The sequence below is a fragment of the uncultured Sphingomonas sp. genome, assembly GCF_913777625.1.
Taxonomy (GTDB): Bacteria; Pseudomonadota; Alphaproteobacteria; order Sphingomonadales; family Sphingomonadaceae; genus Sphingomonas.
In genome coordinates, this window is record NZ_CAJYTI010000008.1 from 199402 (window position 1) to 215190 (window position 15789).

Below are 15789 nucleotides of genomic sequence, written 5' to 3' on the forward strand. Positions count from 1 at the left end.
AAGAACATGTAGGGGGAACACGATGGCGCGGCTGAACTATCTCGAGCTGCCGGTGGGCTACGTACCGGCACTCAAGGCGTTTTATGGCCAGGTGTTCGACTGGCAGTTCACCGATTTCGGACCGAGCTATGCCGCGACGATGACCGGGGACACCGATGTCGGGCTGGACGGCGATGCGCAGGGGCGCACCCAGATGCTACCGGTGATTGCGGTCGATGATCTGGAAGCGACCCTGGCGGCGGTGGAGGCGGCCGGCGGAGTCGTGACGGTGCCGATCTTCAGCTTCCCCGGCGGGCGGCGCTTCCACTTCCGCGATCCGCAGGGGCATGCGCTGGCGGCGTGGGTGATGGAGGGGTGAAGCTGCTCGTTCGAATTGGCTTAACGACACCGCGTGCCCCTGCGAAAGCAGGGGCCCAGGGCCACAAGCGATGTCTTCTCCTACCCTGGGCCCCTGCTTCCGCAGGGGCACGGCAAGCTTAGGGGCACGGAAGCGGACGGGCGGAGCCGGGAGCGCTTACCGCTCTTGCAGTCGTCCCATCAGCTCGACGAAATTGCAGGGCTTGTGGCGGATGTCGAGCTGGCTGGCGAGGATGCCGTCCCAGGCATCGGTAACTGCGCCCGTCGAGCCCGGCAGCGCGAAGATATAGGTGCCGCGGGCAACCCCGGCGGTGGCGCGCGACTGGATGGTCGAGGTGCCGATCTTGGCATAGCTCAGCCAGCGGAACAGCTCGCCGAAGCCGGGGATTTCCTTGTCCCAGACCCGCGCCAGCGCTTCCGGCGTCACGTCGCGGCCGGTCACGCCGGTGCCGCCGGTGGCGAGGATCACCTCGACGCCGGGTGCCGCGATCCACGCCTCGAACTGTGCCGCGATCGCGTCGACATCGTCGCGCAGGATGGCGCGATCGGTGAGGAGATGGCCCGCCTCGGTCAGCCGTTCGACCAGCCGGTCGCCCGAGCGGTCGTCGGCCAGCGTGCGGGTGTCGGAAACGGTGAGGACGGCGATGCGGACGGGGCGGAAGGCGATGCTCTCGTCAATTGCCACGCGCGACCTCGCTCGGCAGCTTGGCGGCGCTGATCGTCACGCTGGCGCCGGTTGCCGGCAGCTGGAACTGCTGCTGGAGCGGCGCGGGCTCCACCGGCTGCGGCGCCGGGAAGCTGAGGGCGGGCGCGCGCTGGGTCTTCAGCTTGACCGCCTTGGCCCCGGCCATGCCCGGGAAGCGCGGCCACATGCCGCCCGCCAGCGCCACGCGGCTGGGCGAGGGCTTGCCGTCGTGCAGCTCGTACATCCAGTAGTTGCGCAGCACCGTCATCACATAGCCGCGCGTCTCCCAGTAGGGGATGCTCTCGATATAGAGCAGCGGATCGCCGCCGTCGCGCGAGGCCTGGTTCCAGGCATCGACCGGGCTTGGCCCGGCATTGTACGCCGCGATCACCTTGGGGAGCAGCCCCTGGGTCAGCGGCATGTCGCGCAATTGCTCGAGATAGGACTGGCCGATCTCCATGTTGACCGACGGCTTGGTGAGGTCGCTGGCGGCATAGGTGACGCCGCGGCGACGACCGACGTCGATCGCGGCGCCGGTCTTCACCTGCATCAGCCCCATCGCGCCGGCCGCGCTGCGCACCTCGGTGCGGAAGCTCGATTCCTGCAGCGTATGGGCAAAGACCAGCGAACGGTCGACGCGCCAGCCGCCGTCGGGCGACCAGTTGGGCACCGGATAGCGTGCCTCGACGATCGGCTTGGCACCGGCCGGGCCGTTATGGGCGAGCCAGAGTTCGGTCTGCGGCAGGCTCAGCTCGGCGGCGAGCCGGGTGAGCGCGCCGTGATCGTCGGGCGTGCAGAATTTCGCCTGGTGGCGCAGCACCTGGTCGGCGAGCGACGTCTCCCCGATTTCGGCGAGGGCGGCCGCGACGCGGACATTGGGGCGGCGCTCGAGCGCGCTCCAGTCCTTGCTGACCATCCGGTCGCCTTCGAGCCGCTTTTCCTCGATGCCGAGGCTGGAGCGGGCGAGCAGGCCATAGAAGGTCTCGCCATATTGGCTGGCGGCGCGCAGCTTGGCGGCGACGCGATCGGGGCGACCGCACGCCATTTCGGCGCGCGAGCCCCAGAACAGCCCGGCGGAGCGGAGCTCGGTATCACCCGCGCGCGTGGCGACGCGCTCGAAGGCGGCGGTGGCACCCGCGCAATCCTGCTGGCGCCAGGCGGCGAGACCGTCCGCCCAGTCGGCCTGCGCGGCCCAGTCGCCCACGCCCTGCTCGGCCTTGGCGGCCATGCGGCGGGCATTGGCGTCGTCGCCGGCGACATAATAGATCCAGGCGACCTTCTGTTGCCACTCGGTCAGCGCTTCCGGCGTCAAGTCATTGGCAAAACGGGAAACCACGGCCTCGGCGGCGGGGCCGTTATCCGCCTTCACATAGGGCGCGATCAGGATCGCGACTTCGGTTGCGGCATTGTCGCTGCGGACCGAGCGGGCGCGCTTGCGGATCGGCGAACCGTCGAACCAGATCAGCCGCTGTGCGATCGGCAGCGTCGGCAGGTCGGTCACGCCGCGCGTCTTGGCGAGGCGGACGAGCTGCTCCGCCTGGGGCAGCTCCGGCGCCTCGGTGATCAGCGCGACCAACTGGCTCGCCTCGACGCGGGGCGAGCCCTTGGCGGTGTAGAGTTGGGCGCGCGCGATCGCGTGGAGCGGACCCGGCTTCATCGAATCGAGCTTGATCTGCGCATCGCTCCAGCGGCCGGCGCGGATCGCGTCGAACACGAAGCGATAGTCGGCGCGCTGATCGGCATCGAGCTGGGGCGGAATGCCCTGGCCCCGTTTGGCGGGGGCGGGGGCAGGCGCATCCTCGTCGATCGCCGCCGGGCTGGTGTCGTCGGTCCAGGCGGCCAGGGCCGGCGTGGCGAGCGGCGCCGTCATCAGCGTGGCGGCAAGCAGGATGCGCAAGGTCAAAGGCTCGGTCCCCGGCTCAGCAGCAACAGATGTTTCCAGGTTTCGCTCTTGGCGGCCGGGCGCTCGATCAGCGAGCGCGGATGGTAGGTCGCCACGACCTGGGTTGTCGTCTCGTAGCGGTTAACGTCGTGCAAACGAAGTTCCGGCGGCCAGGCTTCCGGCCCGAGAACGGCACGGGTCGCCGCATGGCCGAGCAGCAGCAGCGTCTTCGGCTGCACCAGCGACAGGAATTGACCTGCGAGCTCGACCAGTCGCGGTGCGGCATCGGCCGGTACCTGGCCGGTGAGCGGGCGGGCGAAGCACAGCGGCACCAGCTGCACCGAGTCGCGCGCCAGGCCGACCGCCGCCAGCATCCGGTCGAGCAGCGCGCCGGCGGGGCCGCTCCACAAGGTCTCGGTGTCCTCGGGCTCGGGCATGTCGACGAAAATCGTCCAGACGGGATCGGCCACGATCGCGGGGGCGACGAGGGGCGTGTGCCAGCCCGCCTCGGGGGCCGCCTCGCCGGTGCGCCAGGCGATCAGCTCGGGCAGGGTCTGGGGTAGGGCAGCGGGCGCGGCCGCTACGGCAGGCTCGGGCTGCGGCTCGGGGCGAAGGGGGGCGGGCTTGGCGAACCAGTCGCGCACCTCGTCCTCCACGAGCATGTCGACCCCGGCGGCGTCCCACCATTCGAGCACGCTCGCGAGCGACTTGTGCCAGCTATTGTCTGGTTCTGCCCCCATACCCATTCTTTGAATCCCAGTTGACGACGGGGTCAATCTGGCTTCATCGCCGGATAGACGGAACGTTGCGCGCGCGCGACGACAGGTGGCCGCGAGGGCCGTGTTAGTACGAAGGACTTAGGGGAACAAGGATGAGCGAACGGGAGTCGATGCCCTATGACGTCGTGATCGTCGGCGCGGGGCCTGCCGGTCTTTCCGCGGCGATCCGATTGAAGCAGCTGGCGAACGAGGCGGGCGCCGAGCTTTCGGTGTGCGTGCTGGAAAAGGGCTCCGAGGTCGGCGCGCACATCCTGTCGGGCGCCGTGGTCGATCCGCGCTCGCTCGACGAGCTGCTGCCGAGCTGGCGCGACGATGGCTGCCCGATGGCGCGCACGCCGGTGACCGAGAACCATCACTGGGTGCTGAGCGAAAAGGGCAAGTCGGCCTATCCGGAGTTCCTCACGCCGCCCTATCTCCACAACAAGGGCACCTATACCGGCAGCCTCGGCAATCTCTGCCGCTGGCTGGCCGAGAAGGCGGGCGAGCTGGGTGTCGAGATCTTCCCCGGCTTCGCGGCGGCCGAGATCCTCTACAACGCGGACGGCAGCGTGAAGGGCGTCGCCACCGGCGACATGGGCGTCGCCAAGGACGGCAGCCACAAGCCCGACTATCAGCCGGGCCTGGAGATCCACGCGAAGTACACCTTCCTCTCGGAAGGCTGCCGCGGGCACCTTTCGAAGCAGATGATCCGCCAGTTCGAACTGGATGCGGAGAGCCAGCCCCAGGTCTATGGCATCGGCATCAAGGAGCTGTGGGACGTGGATCCGGCCAAGCATGTGCCGGGCCGGGTGATCCACACCCAGGGCTGGCCGCTGACCGACGGCAGCAATGGCGGCGGGTTCATCTATCACCAGGCCGACGGCCAGGTCGCGATCGGCTTCGTCGTGTGGCTCGGCTACAAGAACCCGTGGCTCTCGCCCTTCCAGGAGATGCAGCGCTGGAAGACGCATCCGGAGATCGCCGAGCTGCTGAAAGGCGCCAAGCGCGTCTCCTACGGCGCGCGGGCGATTTCGGACGGCGGCTGGCAGTCGGTGCCCAAGCTGGTGGCGCCGGGCTTGGCGCTGATCGGCGACTCCGCGGGCTTCCTCAACGTGCCGCGGATCAAGGGTACCCACACCGCGATGAAGAGCGGGATGATGGCGGCCGAGGCGGCGTTCGCGGCGGTGCAGGCCGGGCGCAGCAGCGACGAACTGACCGCCTATCCGCAAGCCTATGAAGCGAGCTGGGTCTACAAGGAGCTGCGTGGCGTCCGCAACGTGGCGCCGCTGGTCAAGAAGTTCGGCGACACCTGGGGCACGCTGCTTGCAGGGGCCGCGATGTGGAGCGAGCATCTCGGCCTGCGCTGGCCGATCACGATGAAGCACAAGCCCGATAACGAGGGGCTTCTCCGCGCCGACCAGGCGCCCAAGATCGACTATCCCAAGCCCGACGGCGTGCTCACCTTCGACCGGCTTTCCTCGGTGTTCGTCTCGAACACCAATCACGAGGAGGACCAGCCCGTCCATCTGACGCTGAAGGACAAGGATATCCCCATCGGCTACAATCTGCCGATGTACGCCGAGCCTGCGCAGCGTTATTGTCCGGCGGGTGTGTATGAGGTCGTAGGGGAAAGCGATGATCTGCGGTTCCAGATCAACGCGCAGAATTGCGTGCACTGCAAGACCTGCGACATCAAGGATCCCACCCAGAACATCAACTGGGTGGTGCCGGAAGGCGGCGGTGGCCCCAATTATCCGAACATGTAGTGCGGCCCTCGCGCTGCTGCTGGCCCAATATTCGATGGCGCCGGCAGCGGCGCAGACGGTCGACCTGACCGACTATGTCCGCGCCCGCGCGGCCGATGCGGCGGGTGCGGCGACCGTGGCGGCGCAAGGCTATGCCCGCGCGCTGGCGGCGTCTCCCGACGATCCGGTGATCGCCCTGCGCGCGTATCGCCAGGCGCTGATGGCGGGCGACGTGCCGCTCGCCAGCCGCGCGGCGGCGGTGATGGAAAAGGCAGGCGTCGCCCCGCCCGATACCGCGCTGTTCGACATGGTGGTCCACCTCGCGGACGGCGACGAGCCCGCCGCTGCCGACGCGGTGAAGCGGCTGAAGGGCACGCCGTTCGATTTCCTGATGCCGATCCTCACCGCCTGGCTCGCCCAGGCGCGGGGCATGGACGGCGTGACCGTGCTCGACCGGCTGGAAACCGGCGCGCTCGGCCGCCGCTATGCGGGGACCCAGCGCGCGCTGATGCTGATGGCGCAGGGCAAGGACGACAGCGCGGTCCTGGAAGCGATGGGCGTGGTCGCCGGGGACAACGAGGCCGACGCCCGGATCGACCTCGCCACCGTCCGGGGCCGTGCCGGCGCGCGCTTCCTGCTGGAAGGCGGCGGCCCGGAGCTGGAGGCGGTTGCGCGCCAGCTCGGGGCGCCGCGCCCGGTCACGATCCGCTACGGCCTTTCGCGCCTGTTCCGCGCGCTTGCCAGCGATCTTTCGGGCGACCGGATGGCGACGCTCACCATCCTGCTCAGCCGCTGTGCGCTGATCCTCGATCCCGGCGAGGAGCGGTCGCGCATCCTGCTTGCCCAGGGGCTGGACGGTGCAGGGGCCGACGCGCTTGCCCTCGAAACGCTAGCGTCCTTGCCGAGGGAAAGTCCGTTCGCACGCCGCGCGGCGGCCGTGCGGGTGACGCTGCTGCGCAACAGCGGCCGCACCGAGGCTGCGCTGGCCGAAGCGAAGGCGCTCGCCGAAGACCGCCGCGCGACCGCGCTGGACGTCGAACGCTATGCCGAGCTGCTCGGCGCCGCCGGCCGGTTCGATGCGGCGGCACGTGCGTACGGGGATGCGCTGCACCGTGGCGGCGAAGGCAGCGCCGACCTGCACCTCGACCTGGGCGTGGCGCTGGCCCGGGCCGGTCGTTGGGAGCAGGCGCTGCCCGATCTCCGCAAGGCCGCCGCGCTTGCGCCAGCGCAGGTCGAACCGCTGCGCACGCTCGGCACGCTGCTGATCGCGCATGGCGATCCCGGGCGTGAGGGCGTCGCGCTGCTCGAACGCGCGCACCGTATCGCGCCGGAAGATGCCGAGGCGGCCGATGCGCTGGGCTGGGCCTATGTCCAGCAGGGCGAGGTAGCGCGGGGCGTGCCGCTGCTCGAGTCGGCGACGCGGAGCGATCCGGCCGGGACCTCGGCGAACGAGCATCTGGGCGACGCCTATTGGCGGCTCGGGCGCCAGTTCGAGGCCCGCTATGCCTGGCGGGCGGCGGCGATCCACGCCGCGCCCGGTGATGCCGAGCGGATCGCGCGCAAGATCGACGAGGGGCTGACGGCCGCCTCCTGAACACGCTAGGGGCAGGGCGATGTCCGATCTTCCCACCGTCACGGAGCAGGCGCCGGCCAAGCTCAACCTCGCGCTCCACGTCCGCCATCGCCGGCCGGACGGCTATCACGAACTGGAGACGCTGTTCGCCTTTGTCGACCATGGCGACGTGGTGCGGGTGACGCCGGCCGAGGTCGCGCGCTTCACCCTGACCGGCCCGTTCGCGGCGGTGCTGGCGGAGGAGGGCGACAATCTCGTCACCCGGGCGGCTGCCCGGTTCCGCGAGGCCTTTGGCGGCGGCGTGCACGCGATCGAACTGGAAAAGCATCTGCCGGTCGCCTCCGGCATCGGCGGGGGCTCGGCCGATGCGGCGGCGACGCTGCGCGCGCTGGCGCGGCTGCACGGGGTGGCGCTCGACGATCCCCGCCTGTTCGCGATCGCCGACGGGCTGGGTTCGGACGTGCCCGCCTGCCTGCTCGGGCGGACGGCCTTTGGCCGGGGGCGGGGCGAGCAGCTGGAGCCGCTCGACGGCCTGGCCGGCATCCCGGTCTTGCTGGTGAACCCCGGCGTCGGCGTCTCGACGGCGGCGGTGTTCCGCGGCTGGGACGGGGTGGATCGCGGGCCGATCGGGCAGGGCGACCTGCTCGCCGTCGCCCGCGAGGGGCGCAACGATCTGGAACCGCCTGCGCGCGCGATCGCGCCCGCCATCGATGCGGTGCTGGCGGCGCTGGCGGTGCAGCCGGGGGTGGTGCTCGCCCGCATGTCCGGCTCGGGGGCGACCTGCTTCGCCTTCTTCGACGACGCTGCCGCCCGCGATGCCGCGGCGGCAGCGCTGGCGAACCGCGGCTGGTGGCGCGCCGCGACCCGTTTGCGATGATTTGATAACCGAATCTTTACCGTTTTCGGACAGTTGGGCGTCGACGGATCTGACGCGCCGCGAACGTCCGTCTTTGGCCCGCGGGTGCGCTCCATGCCGGAGTCCACCCGCGCGCCATCGCGTGACTTGCTCGCGCGGATCGGGCACAGCCTTTCCCCATGATCGAAGTGCACTGGGACGGGCCGATCGCGAGCATCGTGCTCGCACGCGGCGGGGCGCGCAACGCCGTGCCGATCGCCGGCTGGGAACAACTCGCGGACACGGCGAGGACCTTGGACGCGGCGCGCGTCGTCGTCCTGCAATCGGCCATGCCGGATATGTTCTCCGCAGGCGCCGATATCGCCCAATTCAATGACTTGCAGGCTGATCCTGCGCTGCGCTCTCGCTTCCGCAAGGCGATGCGCGGCGCGATGGACGCCTTGGCCGCGCTGCCGATGCCGGTGCTGGCTGCCGTCGACGGCGGATGCTTCGGCGCGGCGGTGGCGCTCGTCCTTGCCGCCGATCTTCGGATCGCAGGCGATGCGGCGCAGTTCGCGGTGACCCCGGCGCGGCTCGGGCTCGGCTATCCCCGGCAGGATGTGGCGCGGCTGACACGGCAGGTCGGGCGTGGTCGAGCGGCCGAACTGCTCTTCACCGGCGAGGCGATCGACGCCGACACTGCCGCAGCGGTGGGGCTGGTCGAGCGTCGCGCGCCGGAAGCCGGCGTGGCTGCGATGGCGCTGGCGCGGCGCATCGCGGAAAACGCGCCCGATGCGGTCCGTCAACTCAAGCAGGCACTGACCCGGCCCGACGACGCCGATCTCGACACGGCGTTCGACGCGGCGTTCGGCGGGCCCGAACTTGCCGAAGGGCTGGCTGCCTTCCAGGCACGCCGGCGGCCGGTGTTCGGATGAGCGTCGCCGAGATCCTCCCTGGCGGTGACCGCACGGTCCTGCTGCTGTGCGACCATGCCTCCAAGGTCGTGCCGGCCGACATCGATCTCGGCATCGATCCGGCGCTGCTCGATCTGCACATCGCGGTCGATATCGGCGCGGCGGCGGTCACCCGTGCGCTGGCGGTGATGCTGGATGCTCCAGCGATCCTGGCCACCGTCTCGCGGCTGGTGATCGACCTCCACCGCGAGCCCGACCATGCCGGCTTGATCCCCGCGGCCAGCGACGGCCATCCGATCCCCGGCAACGTGGGCGTGGACCGCCGCGCGCGCATCGCCCGCTTTCACGCGCCCTATCACCGCTGCCTGCGGGACCAGGTCTGCCGCCAGCGCCCGGCGCTGATCCTGTCGATCCACAGCTTCACGCCGCAGCTCGAGGATGGCGGCACGCCGCGACCGTGGGAGGTGGGCATTCTCTACAATCGCGATACCCGCGCCGCACGGCCCGCGGTCGACTGGTTCCGCACCCAGGGTTTCGTGACCGGGGACAACGAGCCCTATTCGGGCCGCCTGCTCAACGCGACGCTCAACCGTCATGCCGAGGCGCAGGGCATCCCCTCGATCGCGATCGAAATCCGCAACGATCTGATCCGCGCGCCCGAGGGCGTGACGCGCTGGGCAGGGCTGTTGCACGAGCTCACGCTTTTTCTGCGCAACACTCTTGCGCAAAAGGGTGTTTCCGCGACATAGGCTTGCGCGCCATGACCAACCGATTCGACAAGTCCAAGCTCCCCAGCCGCCACGTCTCCGTGGGGCCCGAGCGCGCGCCGCACCGCAGCTATTACTATGCCATGGGGATTCCCGAGGAGGATATCGCCAAGCCGTTCGTCGCCGTGGCGAGCGCCGGCAACGATAGCGCGCCGTGCAACACCACCCTCGATTTCCAGGCCGATGCCGCCCGCCAGGGCGTGATCGCCAATGGCGGCATGCCGCGCCGGTTTAACACCATCACGGTGACCGACGGCATCGCCATGGGCCATCAGGGGATGAAGTCCTCGCTCGTCAGCCGCGAGGTGATCGCGGATTCGGTCGAGCTCAGCGTGCGCGGCCATTGCTATGACGCGCTGGTCGCCTTTGCCGGCTGCGACAAGTCGCTGCCCGGCATGATGATGGCGATGCTCCGCCTCAACATTCCGTCGATCTTCGTCTATGGTGGCTCGATCCTGCCGGGCCGGTTCGAGGACCGCGACGTCACCGTGGTCGACGTGTTCGAGGCGGTGGGCAAGTTCGCCGCCGGCAACTGCCCGCTCAAGGACCTGACCGCGCTCGAGAAGGTCGCCTGCCCCGGCCACGGCGCGTGCGGCGGCCAGTTCACCGCCAACACCATGGCGTGCGTCGGCGAGGCGATGGGTTTGTCGTTGCCGAACAGCAACATGGTGCCTGCTCCTTACAAGAGTCGTGAAGAAATCGCGATCGCTGCGGGCCATCAGGTGATGAACCTGCTCGAGATGAACCTGCGCCCGCGCGACATCGCGACGCGCGCCGCGTTCATCAACGCCGCGCGGGTGGTGGCAGCGACCGGCGGCTCGACCAACGCCGCGCTCCACCTGCCCGCGATGGCCAACGAAGCCGGCATCGACTTCGACCTGCACGACGTCGCCGAGGCTTTCAAATCAACGCCGTATATCGCGGACCTGAAGCCGGGTGGGAAGTATGTCGCCAAGGACATGCATGCCGCCGGTGGTGTCTACATGCTGATGAAGACGATGCTGGCCAACGGCCTGCTCGACGGCAGCTGCCTGACCGTGACCGGCAAGACGCTGGGCGAGAATATCGACGAGGTCACCTGGAACCCCGACCAGAAGGTGATCTACGACGTAAAGACGCCGATCACCCCCACGGGCGGCGTCGTCGGCCTGCGCGGCTCGCTGGCACCCGAGGGCGCGATCGTGAAGGTCGCGGGCATGCACCGGCTCCAGTTCACCGGCCCGGCACGGGTGTTCGATTGCGAGGAGGATGCCTTCCAGGCGGTGGAGAACCGCCAGATCAACGAGGGCGAGGTGATCATCATCCGCTATGAGGGGCCGAAGGGCGGCCCGGGCATGCGCGAGATGCTGTCGACCACCGCCGCGCTCTATGGCCTCGGCATGGGCGAGAAGGTGGCGCTGATCACCGACGGCCGCTTCTCGGGCGGCACGCGCGGCTTCTGCATCGGCCATGTCGGCCCCGAGGCGGCCGAGGGCGGCCCGATCGCGCTGGTCGAGGACGGCGACACGATCCGTATCGATGCCGAGGCGGGGACGATCGACCTCGACGTGCCCGAGGACGTGCTGGCCGAGCGCCGCGCGCGCTGGCAGCCGCGGGTGAACGACTATCAGTCGGGCGCGCTCTACCGCTATTCGCAGAATGTCGGCCCGGCCTATCAGGGGGCGGTGACGCACCCCGGCGCCAAGGCCGAGCGTCATGTCTACGCGGACATCTAGTCTCGTCCTCGGCGTGCTTCTGGCGGGCTGCGGTGCCGATCCGGCGTCGCAGCCTGCGCAGCAGGCGGGCGAGACGGTCGCGTGCGGACCGGTCGGCGAGACGCTGCTGCCGGTCTGCACCGTGGAGCGGGAGGGCGATAGGCTCGTCCTCCGCCATCCCGATGGCGGGTTCCGGCGGCTGCAGGTGCAGGGCAATGTGATCACTGCGGCCGACGGTGCCGAGGTGGCGAGCGTCACCCATGCCGGCAGCGCGACCGAAGTGACGATCGGCGGGATGCGCTATCGTCTCGGGGGGAAGGGCGCTACAACGGGGCGATGATCCCGTCCGGTGCCCCGATCCTCTCTGCCGACGCAATGCGAGCCGCCGAGGAGGCGGTGTTCGCGCGTGGCGTTTCCCAAGACGAACTGATGGAGCGCGCCGGTGCCGCCGTTGCGCGGGAGGCGCTCCGCTTCGCGATGGGCCGGCCGGCGCTGGTGCTCGCAGGGCCCGGCAACAATGGTGGCGATGCCTATGTCGTTGCTCGACTTTTGCGCGAGGCTGGGCTCGACGTGCTGGTCGCGGCGTCGGGCGCGCCTAAGCCGGGTGCGGCCGAGCGGATGCATGCGCGCTGGCAGGGGCCGACCACCTCGCTTTACGGCGCGCCCGTGCGGCCGGTGGTGATCGACGGGCTGTTCGGCATCGGCGTCACGCGCCCGCTGGAGCGCAGCATCGCCGCGGTGTTCGCCGAGCTGGTGCGCGGCGCCGACTTCACGCTCGCAATCGACCTACCGTCGGGCATGGACACCGACAGCGGCGCGGAACTCGGCGCGCCGCGCGGGGTGAACGCCACCGTGGCGCTGGGGGCGCTCAAGCCCGCCCATCTGCTCGACGACGGACTGTCCCGCTGCGGCCATGTGTTGCTCGCCGGCATCGGCATTCCGGTGGATACGGCGTGGCGCACGGTATCGCGGCCGCACCTCTCGACGCCCGGACCGCAGAGCCACAAATACAGCCGCGGGCTGGTCGCGGTGATCGAAGGGACCATGCCGGGGGCGGGGCGCCTCGCGGCGCGCGCGGCGATGGCGAGCGGGGCGGGCTATGTGATGCTGGCGGGCCCCGAGCCGACGGGCCCGGCCCCGGATGCGCTGGTCCGCCGGACCATCGACGATGCCGACGATCTTGCCGATTTCCTTGCCGGGGACCGGATCGACGCGGTGGTGCTGGGCCCCGGCCTCGGGCGCGATCGGCGTGCCGAGGCGTTCCTGCGCGTGGGCCTCGCCGCCGACAAGCCGCTGGTGCTGGACGGCGACGCGCTGAGCCTGCTCGGCACCGGTGCTGCCGCTGCGCTTGCGGCGCGCGAGGCGCCGGTGTGGGTCACCCCCCATGGCGGCGAATTCGACCGGATGTTCGGCGGCACCGGCAGCAAGATCGACCGTACGCTCCAGGCTGCGGCCGCCAGTGGCGCGACCGTAGTGCACAAGGGCGGCGACACCGTGATCGCGGGCCCGGACGGCAGCGTGCGGGTGCTGGCGGGGGCCTCGCCCTGGCTGTCGACCGCCGGCACCGGCGACGTGCTCGCAGGCGTGCTGGGCGCGCAGATCGGGCAGGGCGGCAGCGGGGTCGACCCGGCTGCGGCGGCGGTATGGCTGCACGGCCGCGCGGCGCAGCTTGCAGGCCCCGCCTTTTTCGCCGATCAGCTCGTCGCTCAACTGGCGGAAGCGTGTTCGGAATGTCTGTGAGCGAAGTCGAAGTGGTGCGCGTCGCGGCGCGGGGCGATGGGGTGACGAGCGACGGCCGGCATTTCCCCCTGACCGCACCAGGCGATTGGGTGGACGCGGAGGGCGCGATCCGCTTCGGCCCGCACCACCAGACGCCCCCCTGCCGGCACTTCCCCGGCTGCGGCGGTTGCCAGCTCCAGCATCTCGACGATGCCGCATGGAGCGGTTTCCTCGCCGAGCGGGTGCGTACCGCGCTGTCGGCGCAGGGGTTGGCGGCAGAGATCCGTACGCCCTTGCTCTCCCCGCCGCGCACCCGCCGCCGCGCGACGCTCCATGCCGAGCGGCGCGGCAAGCAGGTGCGGATCGGCTTTACCGAGGTGGGCAGCCACAAGCTGGTCGACCTGGCCGAATGCCACGTCCTCGCCCCCGAACTGTTCGCGCTGCTCGCGCCGCTCCGCCGCCTGTTCGCCACGCTGCTGCCCGACGCGCGGCGGGTGAACGTGCATCTCGCGCTCAGCGACCAGGGCCGCGACGTGCTGGTCGAGGGGATCGACCCCGAAGGACTGGCAGCCGCCGAGGCGATCACCGCCTTTGCGGAGGCGGAAAGGCTCGCCCGCTTCGCGATCGACGAAGGCTTCGGCCCCACGGCGCGCTGGGAGCCGGTGCCGGTGACGATCACCCTCGGCGGTGTCGCGGTGCCGCTGCCGAGCGGCAGCTTCCTCCAGGCGACCCCCGAGGGGGAGGCGGCGCTGGTGACGGCGGTGCGCGCAATCGTCGGTAAGGCGCGGACGGTCGCCGATCTGTTCGCCGGGCTGGGCACCTTCACCTTCGCGCTCGACGGCGCGCGGGTCTATGCGGGCGAGGCCGCGCGCGACGCGATCCTGTCGCTCAAGGCCGCGGCGGGTGCGACCGGGCGGCAGGTATTCGGGGACCACCGCGACCTGTTCCGGCGGCCGCTGACGACGGCCGAGCTCGACCGGTTCGACGCGATCGTGCTCGATCCGCCTCGTGCCGGTGCGCGGGAGCAGGTGGGGGAGCTGGCCGGCTCCAGGGCGCCGATCGTCGCCTATGTTTCGTGTAATCCCAGTACCTTCGCGCGGGATGCCGAGATGTTGTGCAAGGGTGGCTACCGGCTCGATTGGGTGCAGCCGGTTGGGCAGTTCCGCTGGTCGACGCATGTCGAGCTGGCGGCGAAGTTCACGCGCTAGGATATTCCGCGCGCAGGAAAAACAGGCCGTCGGGCGGGGCGTTGAGCCCCAGCGTCGTGCGGTCGCGCGCTTCCAGCGCGTCGCGCACATCCTCCGGCGCCCATTTGCCCTGGCCGACCAGCGACAGGCAGCCGACCATCGAGCGCACCTGATGGTGCAGGAACGAGCGCGCCGAGGCGAACACGCTGATCCGATCGCCGGCCTGCACCACGTCAAGCCGATCGAGCGTGCGGACGGGGCTCTCGGCCTGACAATGCGCCGAGCGGAAGGTGGTGAAGTCATGCCGCCCCACCAGATGCGCCGCTGCCGCGTGCATGGCGGCCACGTCGAGCGGCCCGGACAGGCGCCAGGCGAGGCCCTTCTCCCAAGTGAGGGGCGCACGGCGCGTTACGATCCGATATTCATAATGCCGGCTAAGGCACGAGAAACGCGCGTGCCAGTCCCCCGAAACTTCCTCGCACGCCAGGATCGCCACCGGGTGAGGGCGGATCCGGGCGTTGAGCGCTTCCATCAGCCGGAACGGCGCGATCGGCTTGGCGATGTCGACATGCGCGCGCATGCCCAGCCCATGCACGCCGGCGTCGGTGCGGCCGGCGGCGTGGACCACCACCTCCTCGCCGGTCACGGCATAGGCGGCGTCCTCGATCGCCTGCTGGACGCTGGGGCCGTGATCCTGCCGCTGCCAGCCCATGAAGGGGCGGCCGTCGAACTCCACCGTGAGCGCAAAGCGCGTCAAAGCTGGGTCCCCGCCGGGATCGGCAAGCCCCGCAGCAGTTCGGCGACCGTCATCACCCCGCGGCCGGCGCGCTGGATCGAGGTCGGGCGGATCGCGCCCTCGCCGCAATGGATCAGCAGGTCGTCGCCGACGGTGCCCGCGGGGCCATCCGCATCGACCAGATCGGCCGCATGGATCCGGAAGCGCTCGCCGTTCCACTCGAAGAACGCGCCAGGCGCCGGGTTGAACGCGCGCACTGCCCGCTCGACTTCGACCGCGCTGCGGGTGAAGTCCAGCCGCGCCTCGGCCTTGTCGATCTTCGCCGCATAGGTGATGCCCTCCTCGGGCTGCGGCATGGCGGGATAGGCGTCGAAGTCGGCCAGCACCTGCACCATCAGCCGCGCACCCATCGCGCTCAGCTCGGTGCGCAGTTCGCCCGCGGTCTTGCGATCGATCGGTGTCCGGCCCTCCAGCCGCACCGGGCCCGTATCGAGCCCGGCCTCCATCTGCATGATGCCGACGCCGGTCTCCGCGTCGCCGGCGAGGATGGCCCGCTCGATCGGCGCCGCGCCGCGCCAGCGGGGCAGCAGCGAGCCATGGACGTTGAGGCACCCCAGCCGCGGCGCGGCCAGCACCGCCTTGGGCAGGATCAGCCCATAGGCCGCCACTACCGCGACATCGGCACCCAGCGCCGCCAGCGCCGCCTGCTCCTCGGGGCCCTTGAGGCTGAGCGGCGTCCGCACCGCAATCCCCAGCGCCTCGGCGCGGGCATGGACCGGGGAGGGGGTCAGCACCTTGCCGCGCCGGCCGCCGGGGCGGGGCGGCTGGCTGTAGGCGGCGACGATGTCGTGCCCGGCCTCGACCAGGGCGTCGAGCACCGGCACGGCGAAATCGGGGGTTCCCATGAAGAGGATGCGCATATGTCCCCTCAACCGCT

General features: G+C 70.5%; 15 protein-coding genes. 10 read left to right on the top strand and 5 right to left on the bottom strand.

The window, feature by feature from the left end; genetic code table 11:
• The first annotated feature begins 22 nt into the window (after window positions 1-22).
• Complete coding sequence (locus tag QZ814_RS04755) at window positions 23-358, top strand: VOC family protein (RefSeq protein ID WP_294329935.1); 336 nt, start codon at window positions 23-25, stop codon at window positions 356-358.
• A 156-nt stretch (window positions 359-514) separates the two neighbouring features.
• Here QZ814_RS04755 and moaB read toward each other — a convergent pair whose 3' ends face one another.
• The 3 genes from moaB to QZ814_RS04770 are packed head-to-tail and all read right to left on the bottom strand — an operon-like array spanning window position 515 to window position 3664.
• A complete protein-coding gene (gene moaB / locus QZ814_RS04760) occupies window positions 515-1042 on the bottom strand; it encodes a molybdenum cofactor biosynthesis protein B (protein ID WP_294329936.1) in 528 nt (175 codons plus the stop codon).
• Window positions 1032-2945 (bottom strand): lytic transglycosylase domain-containing protein, encoded by a 1914-nt coding sequence (locus QZ814_RS04765; RefSeq protein WP_294329937.1) that lies wholly within the window; start codon window positions 2943-2945, stop codon window positions 1032-1034. Before QZ814_RS04765 ends, moaB begins: the two co-directional genes overlap by 11 nt.
• Complete coding sequence (locus QZ814_RS04770) at window positions 2942-3664, bottom strand: uracil-DNA glycosylase family protein (RefSeq protein WP_294329938.1); 723 nt, start codon at window positions 3662-3664, stop codon at window positions 2942-2944. The genes QZ814_RS04765 and QZ814_RS04770 overlap by 4 nt, the downstream gene beginning before the upstream one ends.
• Before the next feature lie 131 nt (window positions 3665-3795).
• Between QZ814_RS04770 and QZ814_RS04775 the strand changes: the two genes are divergently transcribed.
• The 9 genes from QZ814_RS04775 (at window position 3796) to QZ814_RS04815 (ending at window position 14137) form a co-directional block, all read left to right on the top strand.
• Complete coding sequence (locus QZ814_RS04775; protein WP_294329939.1) at window positions 3796-5448, top strand: electron transfer flavoprotein-ubiquinone oxidoreductase; 1653 nt, start codon at window positions 3796-3798, stop codon at window positions 5446-5448.
• Window positions 5423-7021 (top strand): tetratricopeptide repeat protein, encoded by a 1599-nt coding sequence (locus QZ814_RS04780; protein WP_294329940.1) that lies wholly within the window; start codon window positions 5423-5425, stop codon window positions 7019-7021. Before QZ814_RS04775 ends, QZ814_RS04780 begins: the two co-directional genes overlap by 26 nt.
• Before the next feature lie 19 nt (window positions 7022-7040).
• Window positions 7041-7877: a 4-(cytidine 5'-diphospho)-2-C-methyl-D-erythritol kinase gene (locus tag QZ814_RS04785; protein ID WP_294329941.1), complete on the top strand. Its 837-nt coding sequence runs from the start codon at window positions 7041-7043 to the stop codon at window positions 7875-7877.
• Window positions 7878-8035: 158 nt separating this feature from the next.
• Window positions 8036-8770, top strand: a complete 735-nt coding sequence (locus QZ814_RS04790; RefSeq protein WP_294329942.1) for an enoyl-CoA hydratase/isomerase family protein — start codon at window positions 8036-8038, stop codon at window positions 8768-8770.
• The gene (locus QZ814_RS04795) at window positions 8767-9498 is read left to right on the top strand and encodes an N-formylglutamate amidohydrolase (RefSeq protein WP_294329943.1); all 732 of its coding nucleotides are present in this window, start codon (window positions 8767-8769) and stop codon (window positions 9496-9498) included. Before QZ814_RS04790 ends, QZ814_RS04795 begins: the two co-directional genes overlap by 4 nt.
• Before the next feature lie 11 nt (window positions 9499-9509).
• The gene (gene ilvD, locus QZ814_RS04800; protein WP_294329944.1) at window positions 9510-11231 is read left to right on the top strand and encodes a dihydroxy-acid dehydratase; all 1722 of its coding nucleotides are present in this window, start codon (window positions 9510-9512) and stop codon (window positions 11229-11231) included.
• The gene (locus QZ814_RS04805) at window positions 11212-11550 is read left to right on the top strand and encodes a hypothetical protein (RefSeq protein ID WP_294329945.1); all 339 of its coding nucleotides are present in this window, start codon (window positions 11212-11214) and stop codon (window positions 11548-11550) included. Before ilvD ends, QZ814_RS04805 begins: the two co-directional genes overlap by 20 nt.
• Window positions 11547-12950, top strand: a complete 1404-nt coding sequence (locus tag QZ814_RS04810) for an NAD(P)H-hydrate dehydratase (RefSeq protein ID WP_294329946.1) — start codon at window positions 11547-11549, stop codon at window positions 12948-12950. Before QZ814_RS04805 ends, QZ814_RS04810 begins: the two co-directional genes overlap by 4 nt.
• Complete coding sequence (locus tag QZ814_RS04815) at window positions 12947-14137, top strand: class I SAM-dependent RNA methyltransferase (protein ID WP_294329947.1); 1191 nt, start codon at window positions 12947-12949, stop codon at window positions 14135-14137. Before QZ814_RS04810 ends, QZ814_RS04815 begins: the two co-directional genes overlap by 4 nt.
• Here the strand turns inward: QZ814_RS04815 and truA are convergent.
• On the bottom strand, window positions 14127-14873 hold the full coding sequence (truA, locus tag QZ814_RS04820; protein WP_294329948.1) for a tRNA pseudouridine(38-40) synthase TruA: 747 nt from the start codon (window positions 14871-14873) through the stop codon (window positions 14127-14129). The genes QZ814_RS04815 and truA overlap by 11 nt on opposite strands.
• The gene (gene fmt / locus QZ814_RS04825; RefSeq protein ID WP_294329949.1) at window positions 14870-15772 is read right to left on the bottom strand and encodes a methionyl-tRNA formyltransferase; all 903 of its coding nucleotides are present in this window, start codon (window positions 15770-15772) and stop codon (window positions 14870-14872) included. Before fmt ends, truA begins: the two co-directional genes overlap by 4 nt.
• Between the last annotated feature and the right edge of the window lie 17 nt (window positions 15773-15789).

What these genes read in the sequence shown, in the direction of transcription:
- QZ814_RS04755 (WP_294329935.1), top strand. Translation starts at nt 23, where the DNA reads ATGGCGCGGCTGAACTATCTCGAGCTGCCGGTGGGCTACGTACCGGCA.
- QZ814_RS04770 (WP_294329938.1), bottom strand. Translation starts at nt 3,664, where the DNA reads ATGGGGGCAGAACCAGACAATAGCTGGCACAAGTCGCTCGCGAGCGTG.
- QZ814_RS04775 (WP_294329939.1), top strand. Translation starts at nt 3,796, where the DNA reads ATGAGCGAACGGGAGTCGATGCCCTATGACGTCGTGATCGTCGGCGCG.
- QZ814_RS04785 (WP_294329941.1), top strand. Translation starts at nt 7,041, where the DNA reads ATGTCCGATCTTCCCACCGTCACGGAGCAGGCGCCGGCCAAGCTCAAC.
- QZ814_RS04790 (WP_294329942.1), top strand. Translation starts at nt 8,036, where the DNA reads ATGATCGAAGTGCACTGGGACGGGCCGATCGCGAGCATCGTGCTCGCA.
- QZ814_RS04795 (WP_294329943.1), top strand. Translation starts at nt 8,767, where the DNA reads ATGAGCGTCGCCGAGATCCTCCCTGGCGGTGACCGCACGGTCCTGCTG.
- ilvD (WP_294329944.1), top strand. Translation starts at nt 9,510, where the DNA reads ATGACCAACCGATTCGACAAGTCCAAGCTCCCCAGCCGCCACGTCTCC.
- QZ814_RS04805 (WP_294329945.1), top strand. Translation starts at nt 11,212, where the DNA reads ATGTCTACGCGGACATCTAGTCTCGTCCTCGGCGTGCTTCTGGCGGGC.
- QZ814_RS04810 (WP_294329946.1), top strand. Translation starts at nt 11,547, where the DNA reads ATGATCCCGTCCGGTGCCCCGATCCTCTCTGCCGACGCAATGCGAGCC.
- fmt (WP_294329949.1), bottom strand. Translation starts at nt 15,772, where the DNA reads ATGCGCATCCTCTTCATGGGAACCCCCGATTTCGCCGTGCCGGTGCTC.